The sequence below is a fragment of the Streptococcus sp. 1559 genome (assembly GCF_013276735.1).
In the GTDB taxonomy this organism is placed as follows: Bacteria; Bacillota; Bacilli; order Lactobacillales; family Streptococcaceae; genus Streptococcus; species Streptococcus pseudopneumoniae.
Genome location: NZ_VMLO01000122.1, coordinates 1 through 8386 on the forward strand (window position 1 = coordinate 1; position 8386 = coordinate 8386).

Annotated in this window: 7 protein-coding genes and 1 pseudogene; 6 read left to right on the forward strand and 2 right to left on the reverse strand. The window is 43.6% G+C overall.

Features of this window, described 5'->3' with window-relative positions; all coding sequences use genetic code 11:
- Nucleotides 1-12 precede the first annotated feature (12 nt).
- Nucleotides 13-207: pseudogene (locus HT688_RS11110) on the reverse strand (IS66 family transposase); the annotation flags it as partial.
- 441 nt (nucleotides 208-648) lie between these two features.
- Here HT688_RS11110 and polA point away from each other — a divergent pair.
- On the forward strand, nucleotides 649-3282 hold the full coding sequence (polA, locus tag HT688_RS11115; RefSeq protein WP_101498059.1) for a DNA polymerase I: 2634 nt from the start codon (nucleotides 649-651) through the stop codon (nucleotides 3280-3282).
- Between the two features lie 83 nt (nucleotides 3283-3365).
- The gene (locus tag HT688_RS11120; protein ID WP_050971606.1) at nucleotides 3366-3803 is read left to right on the forward strand and encodes a CoA-binding protein; all 438 of its coding nucleotides are present in this window, start codon (nucleotides 3366-3368) and stop codon (nucleotides 3801-3803) included.
- Nucleotides 3804-3961: 158 nt separating this feature from the next.
- Here the strand turns inward: HT688_RS11120 and HT688_RS11125 are convergent, their stop codons facing one another.
- Nucleotides 3962-4972, reverse strand: coding sequence for a YeiH family protein (locus tag HT688_RS11125; RefSeq protein ID WP_054392675.1), 1011 nt, complete (start codon nucleotides 4970-4972; stop codon nucleotides 3962-3964).
- A gap of 148 nt (nucleotides 4973-5120) precedes the next feature.
- Here HT688_RS11125 and HT688_RS11130 point away from each other — a divergent pair, with 148 nt between their 5' ends.
- Genes HT688_RS11130 through HT688_RS11145 form a run of 4 tightly spaced genes read left to right on the forward strand, consistent with a single transcriptional unit; the run spans nucleotide 5121 to nucleotide 8285 of the window.
- A complete protein-coding gene (locus tag HT688_RS11130) occupies nucleotides 5121-6290 on the forward strand; it encodes a pyridoxal phosphate-dependent aminotransferase (protein WP_000366350.1) in 1170 nt (389 codons plus the stop codon).
- Nucleotides 6287-7057 (forward strand): DNA repair protein RecO, encoded by a 771-nt coding sequence (recO, locus tag HT688_RS11135; protein ID WP_023932887.1) that lies wholly within the window; start codon nucleotides 6287-6289, stop codon nucleotides 7055-7057. The genes HT688_RS11130 and recO overlap by 4 nt, the downstream gene beginning before the upstream one ends.
- Entirely contained in the window at nucleotides 7054-8046 is a 993-nt protein-coding gene (gene plsX, locus HT688_RS11140; RefSeq protein WP_023932889.1) for a phosphate acyltransferase PlsX, read from the forward strand. Before recO ends, plsX begins: the two co-directional genes overlap by 4 nt.
- Before the next feature lie 5 nt (nucleotides 8047-8051).
- Nucleotides 8052-8285, forward strand: a complete 234-nt coding sequence (locus tag HT688_RS11145; protein WP_000136445.1) for an acyl carrier protein — start codon at nucleotides 8052-8054, stop codon at nucleotides 8283-8285.
- Nucleotides 8286-8386: the final 101 nt, after the last annotated feature.

The following is an 8386-nucleotide window of genomic DNA, read 5'->3' on the forward strand; positions in this document are numbered from 1 at the left end:
TCACGGGTGGTTATGACTGGAAAGGACCAGATGCCCGTCTTTCAACATGGCCTTAAAGGTTTCTTCATACTTGAGACTGTATTCAATTGCCCTTCCTAGTTTTGAACCAGGTAAAACTGACTGACGCCGACACCAAGCAAAGAAGTCTTCCATTAGGGGTTGGAGCTCTTCTTGACGTTTCTGTAGTCGTTCATCAGCTGGCAAAGCATGCAATCGCTTTTCACCTGCTTTTAAGGCCTAGTTTAAGACTAAGTTAGAACAAGGAAAACATTACAATGTAGCCATCATCCACCTTGCAAAAAAACTTATCCGAACCATGTTTTATCTCCTAAAAAAGAGCTACCATTTGACGAACAAAAAGTGATGTAATTTCTGAAATTAACACAAGATTACCTTTGAAAAAAATGGACTTTTTCAAGGGATTTTTGCCGTGCTCTAAAATCATCGCTAAATCATCAAATTGAAATAAGAAATATTTTAGATAAACTATTGACTTTTTTTATAGTTTGTCTTTCATTATAGCACATTTTTAAATCTAAGTTTACTAGTTTCAATGCTTCTATCTATTTATTCGGGAAAAAGTTTGAAAAATACTTGCTCTAGCTCTTCCCAATGGTATTTTTTGATTCTTTCCTTTATAATGGGTGTATGGATAAGAAAAAATTATTATTGATTGATGGGTCTTCTGTTGCTTTTCGGGCGTTTTTTGCACTCTATCAGCAGTTGGACCGTTTTAAGAATGCGGCTGGTTTGCATACCAATGCCATTTATGGTTTCCAGTTGATGTTGAGCCATTTGTTGGAGCGGGTGGAGCCTAGTCATATTTTGGTGGCTTTTGATGCGGGAAAGACGACCTTCCGGACAGAGATGTATGCGGACTATAAGGGTGGTCGGGCTAAGACTCCTGATGAGTTTCGTGAGCAATTTCCTTTCATTCGTGAGTTGCTGGATCATATGGGGATTCGTCACTATGAGCTGGCTCAGTATGAGGCGGATGACATCATTGGGACGCTGGATAAGCTAGCTGAGCAGGATGGTTTTGATATTACCATTGTCAGTGGGGACAAGGACTTGATTCAGCTGACGGATGAGCATACGGTGGTTGAGATTTCCAAGAAAGGTGTGGCTGAGTTTGAGGCCTTTACGCCAGATTACCTCATGGAAGAAATGGGCCTCACACCAGCTCAGTTTATCGATCTCAAGGCGCTCATGGGTGATAAGTCGGATAATATCCCTGGGGTGACCAAAGTCGGTGAAAAGACGGGTATTAAGCTCTTGCTGGAGCATGGTTCGCTTGAGGGGATTTATGAAAATATTGATGGAATGAAGACTTCTAAGATGAAGGAAAATCTCATCAATGACAAGGAACAGGCCTTTTTGTCTAAAACACTAGCGACCATTGATACCAAGGCACCGATTGCGATTGGTTTAGAGGACTTGGTCTATAGTGGTCCAGATGTTGAAAATCTTGGGAAATTCTACGATGAGATGGGCTTCAAACAGCTAAAGCAGGCTTTAAATGTGTCGTCAGCTGATGTGTCTGAGAGTTTGGATTTTACTATTGTTGACCAAATCAGTCAAGATATGCTGAGTGAAGAGTCTATCTTCCACTTTGAGCTTTTTGGTGAGAATTACCATACGGATAATTTGGTTGGATTTGCCTGGTCTTGTGGGGATAAGCTCTATGCCACAGACAAGCTTGAGCTGTTGCAAGACCCGATTTTCAAGGATTTCTTAGAAAAAACATCTCTGAGAGTTTATGACTTTAAGAAGGTTAAAGTTCTTTTGCAACGTTTTGGTGTGGATTTGCAGGCGCCTGCTTTTGACATCCGTTTGGCTAAATACCTCCTTTCGACTGTGGAGGACAATGAAATTGCGACCATCGCTAGTCTTTATGGTCAGACTTACTTGGTTGATGATGAAACTTTCTACGGTAAGGGTGTTAAAAAGGCCATTCCTGAACGTGAGAAATTCTTGGAACACTTAGCTTGTAAACTTGCTGTTTTGGTAGAAACAGAGCCTATTTTACTTGAAAAACTCAGCGAAAATGGGCAATTAGAGCTTCTTTATGATATGGAGCAACCTCTGGCTTTTGTCCTTGCCAAGATGGAAATTGCTGGGATTACGGTCAAGAAAGAGACCTTGCTTGAGATGCAGGCTGAAAATGAGCTTGTCATTGAAAAACTGACTCAAGAGATTTACGAGTTGGCTGGTGAGGAGTTTAATATCAACTCGCCTAAGCAGTTGGGCGTGCTTCTCTTTGAAAAATTGGGACTTCCTTTAGAATACACTAAAAAAACCAAGACAGGTTATTCGACAGCGGTGGATGTCTTGGAACGCTTGGCTCCTATTGCTCCGATTGTTAAGAAAATCCTAGACTACCGTCAAATTGCTAAGATTCAATCGACTTATGTAATTGGCTTGCAGGACTGGATTTTGGATGATAGCAAGATTCATACTCGTTATGTGCAGGATTTGACCCAAACAGGTCGTCTGTCTAGTGTAGATCCAAACCTGCAAAACATTCCTGTGCGTTTGGAACAAGGGCGCTTGATTCGGAAGGCCTTTGTGCCAGAGTGGGAGGATAGTGTATTGCTCAGCTCGGACTATTCACAAATTGAATTGCGCGTTTTGGCGCATATTTCTAAGGATGAGCACTTGATTAAGGCCTTCCAAGAGGGGGCAGATATCCATACTTCGACAGCCATGCGGGTCTTTGGCATTGAGCGTCCTGAGGATGTGACTGCAAACGATCGTCGCAATGCCAAGGCGGTTAACTTTGGAGTGGTTTATGGTATTTCAGACTTTGGTTTGTCTAATAATTTAGGCATTAGCCGTAAGGAAGCCAAAGCCTATATTGATACCTACTTTGAACGCTTCCCAGGTATTAAAAATTACATGGATGAAGTGGTGCGTGAGGCGCGTGATAAGGGCTATGTGGAGACCCTTTTCAAGCGTCGTCGTGAGTTGCCAGATATCAATTCGCGTAACTTCAACATTCGTGGTTTTGCGGAGCGGACAGCTATCAACTCACCTATCCAGGGTTCAGCAGCAGATATTCTCAAGATTGCCATGATTCAGCTAGACAAGGCTCTAGTTGAGGGTGGTTATCAGACTAAGATGCTTCTGCAAGTGCACGATGAAATCGTCCTTGAAGTTCCTAAATCTGAATTGGTAGAGATGAAAAAATTGGTCAAACAAACCATGGAAGAAGCCATTCAACTCAGTGTTCCCCTCATCGTAGATGAAAATGAAGGGGCAACCTGGTACGAGGCTAAATAAAAAGGGGGCTAGTCCTCCTTTTTGTAGTAGAATTCTGCAAGCCTTTTCAAATTGTGCTATACTGATGAAAGAGGAGGATTTTTATGAGTCAAGAATTTATCAATCCAAGTGATGGCGTGATTCGTCAGTATCTCGCAACGAGTAAAACCCTTGCTGTTGTGGGTTTGTCAGACCGTGAGGAAACAACCAGCAATCGAGTGACCAAGGAAATGCAGGCTCGGGGTTATAAAATTATCCCAGTCAATCCCAAGGCGGCAGGTGGCGAAATATTGGGTGAAAAGGCTTATGCTAGCCTTGCTGAGATTCCTTTTCCTGTAGATATTGTCAATGTTTACCGTCGCAGTGAGTTTTTGCCTGATGTGGCGCGTGATTTTCTCAAAGCTGATGCCAAGATTTTTTGGGCACAGCTAGGACTTGAAAATCTAGAAGCGGAAGAGATCTTGCGTGCTGGTGGATGCGATGACATCGTGATGAATCGCTGCATCAAGAGAGAACATACTCGCTTGATTAAGGAAGCATAAGAAAAAGGTAGCTGATGGGCTACCTTTTGTGTTATACTCAATGAAAATCAAAGAGGAAACTAGGAAACTAGCCGCAGACTGCTCAAAACACCGNNAAGTCAGTAACATATATACAGCAAGGCGACGTTGACGTGGTTTGAAGAGATTTTCGAAGAGTATTAGAAAATGCCGATAAGGGTCTGCATACCAAGAGTGGTGAGGATGATGGCAATCCAGCAGATGGCTCCGAGAACAATGGATTTTCCACTGGATTTGACCATAGCGACCAGATTGGTTTTGAGACCGATAGCACTCATGGCCATGACAATAAGGAATTTAGAGAGTTCTTTGAGAGGGGTAAAGAAACTACTGGATACACCTAGAGAGGTGAGTAGTGTAGTGAGGAGAGAGGCAAGGATAAAGTAAAGGATAAAAAGTGGGAAGACTTTTTTCAGTTGTAGGCTTTGCTTGTTTTCTTGTTGGCGACTTTGCCAGTAGGATAGAAAGAGCGTGATAGGGATAATGGCCAAAGTACGTGTGAGTTTAACAATGGTTGCAGACTCGAGGGTATTGCTTTGGTAAAGACTGTCCCAAGCGCTGGCGGCAGCCGTTACAGAGGAAGTGTCGTTGACCGCAGTCCCTGCAAAGAGGGCGAAGCCTTCATTGGATAGATGAAGCCAGGTGCCGAGGGTTGGAAAGATGAGCGCAGCCAAGACATTGAAGAAAAAGATAACGGAAATGGATTGGGCTACTTCCTTTTCCTTAGCATCAATAACGGGCGCTGTCGCAGCAATGGCAGAACCACCACAGATTGAAGAACCTACTCCAACCAAGGTAGCCAGTTTTGTATCCAGGGCAAAGAAGCGCTGGAAGAAGTAGGCAATAATCAGAGCTATTGAAATGGTGGATAGGATGACAGGGAGCGAAGATTGCCCAACTGCGAAGACTTGCGAGATATTGAGACCAAAACCAAGCAAGACAACGGCATACTGGAGCAATTTTTTAGAACTAAAGGTCAATCCCGCATCCAGTTGTTTATAAGACGAGAGAAAGGGATGTAGGAGCATTCCCATGAAAATGGCAAAAACGGGCGCGCCAATGACAGGGAAGAATCCTCCTAAGTACCAAGATACGATAGAAATGAGAAGGCAGGCCAAGATACCTGCTCCATTTTTTGATAGAAATGACATAAAAACCTCCAAATAAAATCTTTTACCATTATAGACATAAAAACAGGAAAAGTAAAGTAGAAAGTGGAAAGTTATTCTATTATGTATTTTTGCGGTCGGGGGGCTTTTGTAGTATAATAGAGATACGTTTTTACAGTAGGAGGTATCTATGGACTTAACTAAGCGCTTTAATAAACAGTTAGATAAGATTCAAGTTTCGTTGATTCGTCAGTTTGACCAGGCTATTTCGGAGATTCCTGGGGTCTTGCGTTTGACCTTGGGGGAACCTGATTTTACAACGCCAGATCATGTCAAGGAGGCGGCCAAGCGAGCGATTGACCAGAACCAATCCTACTATACAGGGATGAGTGGTCTGCTGACTCTACGTCAGGCAGCCAGTGACTTTGTTAAGGAAAAGTACCAACTGGACTATGCTCCTGAAAATGAAATCCTGGTTACAATTGGGGCGACAGAGGCTTTATCTGCGACTTTGACAGCTATTTTGGAAGAGGGAGACAAGGTGCTCTTGCCAGCTCCTGCCTATCCAGGTTATGAACCGATTGTCAATCTAGTTGGGGCAGAGATTGTCGAGATTGACACAACTGAAAATGGTTTTGTCTTGACTCCTGAGATGTTGGAAAAGGCCATTTTGGAGCAGGGAGACAAGCTCAAGGCGGTTATTCTCAACTATCCAGCTAATCCGACAGGAATTACCTATAGTCGGGAGCAGTTGGAGGCCTTGGCAGACGTTTTACGCAAGTACGAAATTTTCGTTGTCTGTGATGAGGTTTACTCAGAATTGACCTATACAGGCGAAGCCCATGTATCTCTAGGAACGATGTTGAGAGACCAGGCTATCATTATCAATGGTCTATCTAAATCGCATGCTATGACCGGTTGGCGTTTGGGACTAATTTTCGCTCCTGCGGCCTTCACAGCTCAGTTAATCAAGAGTCACCAGTACTTGGTGACTGCCGCAAATACCATGGCGCAACACGCTGCGGTGGAGGCCTTGACGGCTGGTAAAAACGATGCGGAGCCTATGAAGAAGGAATATATCCAGCGTCGTGATTATATTATCGAGAAAATGACTGCTCTTGGTTTTGAGATTATCAAACCAGACGGTGCCTTCTATATCTTTGCTAAGATTCCAGCTGGTTACAACCAAGACTCCTTTGCCTTTCTAAAGGATTTTGCTCAGAAGAAGGCTGTTGCCTTTATCCCTGGTGCTGCCTTTGGGTGTTATGGAGAAGGTTATGTTCGCCTGTCTTATGCAGCCAGCATGGAGACTATCAAAGAAGCCATGAAACGACTTGAGGAGTATATGAGAGAAGCATGATTCAGTCTATCACGAGTCAAGGCTTGGTGCTCTATAATCGCAATTTTCGTGAGGATGACAAGCTCGTCAAGATTTTTACAGAGCAGGTTGGCAAACGCATGTTTTTTGTCAAACACGCTGGTCAGTCTAAGCTGGCGCCTGTTATTCAGCCCTTGGTGCTGGCACGATTTCTCTTGCGAATCAATGATGACGGACTCAGTTACATCGAAGACTATCATGAGGTCATGACTTTTCCCAAGATTAATAGTGACCTCTTTGTCATGGCCTATGCGACCTATGTGGCAGCTCTTGCAGATGCTAGTTTGCAGGACAATCAGCAGGATGCTCCCTTGTTTGCTTTTTTGCAAAAGACTTTGGAGTTGATGGAAGCAGGCTTGGATTATCAGGTTTTGACCAATATTTTTGAAATTCAAATTTTGACTCGATTTGGGATCAGCCTTAATTTTAATGAGTGTGTCTTTTGCCATCGGGTCGGTCAGGCTTTTGACTTTTCTTTCAAATATGGAGCCTGCCTCTGTTCAGAGCATTATCATGAGGATGAGAGACGTTGCCATCTCAATCCCAATATCCCTTATCTGCTCAATCAATTTCAAGCCATTGATTTTGAGACCTTGGAGACCATTTCGCTCAAGCCCGATATCAAGCAAGACTTACGCCAGTTTATGGATCAGCTCTACGAAGAGTACGTTGGGATTCACCTAAAATCAAAGAAATTTATTGATTCCCTAGCAGACTGGGGACAATTACTAAAAGAGGAAAAGAAATGAAAAAAATCGCAGTAGATGCCATGGGGGGCGATTACGCACCTCAAGCCATCGTTGAGGGTGTCAATCAAGCCCTAGCTGACTTTTCAGATATTGAGGTTCAACTCTACGGAGATGAAGCTAAAATCAAGCAATATCTGACAGCGACAGAGCGCGTCAGCATTATCCATACGGATGAAAAGATTGATTCAGACGATGAACCTACGAGAGCTATTCGGAAGAAGAAAAATGCCAGTATGGTATTGGCGGCCAAGGCTGTCAAAGAAGGAGAAGCAGACGCTGTTCTCTCGGCTGGGAATACAGGTGCCTTGTTGGCGGCAGGATTCTTCATCGTGGGTCGTATCAAGAACATCGATCGTCCTGGACTTATGTCGACTTTGCCGACTGTAGATGGGAAGGGGTTTGACATGCTGGACCTCGGTGCCAATGCAGAAAATACAGCCCAGCACCTCCATCAATATGCGGTTCTAGGTTCTTTCTATGCTAAAAATGTCCGTGGCATTGCGCAACCACGTGTTGGCTTACTTAACAATGGAACAGAGAGTAGCAAGGGTGACCCGCTTCGTAAGGAAACTTACGAATTACTAGCAGCTGATGAAAGTTTGAACTTTATCGGAAACGTGGAAGCACGTGATTTGATGAATGGCGTTGCGGATGTTGTCGTGGCAGATGGTTTCACGGGAAACGCTGTGCTCAAATCCATCGAAGGGACAGCCATGGGAATCATGGGATTGCTCAAGACAGCTATTACAGGTGGTGGTCTTCGAGCGAAACTAGGCGCACTCCTTCTCAAGGATAGCCTCAGAGGTTTGAAAAAACAGCTCAACTACTCAGATGTTGGTGGAGCGGTCTTGTTTGGTGTCAAGGCACCTGTTGTCAAGACTCATGGCTCAAGCGATGCCAAGGCTGTTTATAGTACGATTCGCCAGATTCGTACCATGCTAGAAACAGACGTAGTTGCCCAGACTGCGCGTGAATTTTCAGGAGAATAAAAGAGATGACAGAAAAAGAAATTTTTGACCGTATTGTAACCATTATCCAAGAGCGACAGGGAGAGGACTTTGTCGTGACAGAATCCTTGAGTCTGAAAGACGATTTGGATGCTGACTCAGTTGACTTGATGGAGTTTATCTTGACACTGGAAGATGAATTTAATATCGAAATCAGCGACGAAGAAATTGACCAACTCCAAAGTGTAGGAGATGTTGTTAAAATCATTCAAGCAAAATAGAAATCGGAGTTCCAAGGCATTTGCTTTGGAATTTTTTATTTGGCTTAATACTCTTCGAAAATCTCTTCAAACCATGTCAGCTCTATCTGCCACCTCAAAAC

Excerpts from the sequence above, each read along its gene's own strand:
- polA (WP_101498059.1), top strand. The coding sequence starts at position 649 with ATGGATAAGAAAAAATTATTATTGATTGATGGGTCTTCTGTTGCTTTT.
- HT688_RS11120 (WP_050971606.1), top strand. The coding sequence starts at position 3,366 with ATGAGTCAAGAATTTATCAATCCAAGTGATGGCGTGATTCGTCAGTAT.
- HT688_RS11125 (WP_054392675.1), bottom strand. The coding sequence starts at position 4,972 with ATGTCATTTCTATCAAAAAATGGAGCAGGTATCTTGGCCTGCCTTCTC.
- HT688_RS11130 (WP_000366350.1), top strand. The coding sequence starts at position 5,121 with ATGGACTTAACTAAGCGCTTTAATAAACAGTTAGATAAGATTCAAGTT.
- recO (WP_023932887.1), top strand. The coding sequence starts at position 6,287 with ATGATTCAGTCTATCACGAGTCAAGGCTTGGTGCTCTATAATCGCAAT.
- plsX (WP_023932889.1), top strand. The coding sequence starts at position 7,054 with ATGAAAAAAATCGCAGTAGATGCCATGGGGGGCGATTACGCACCTCAA.
- HT688_RS11145 (WP_000136445.1), top strand. The coding sequence starts at position 8,052 with ATGACAGAAAAAGAAATTTTTGACCGTATTGTAACCATTATCCAAGAG.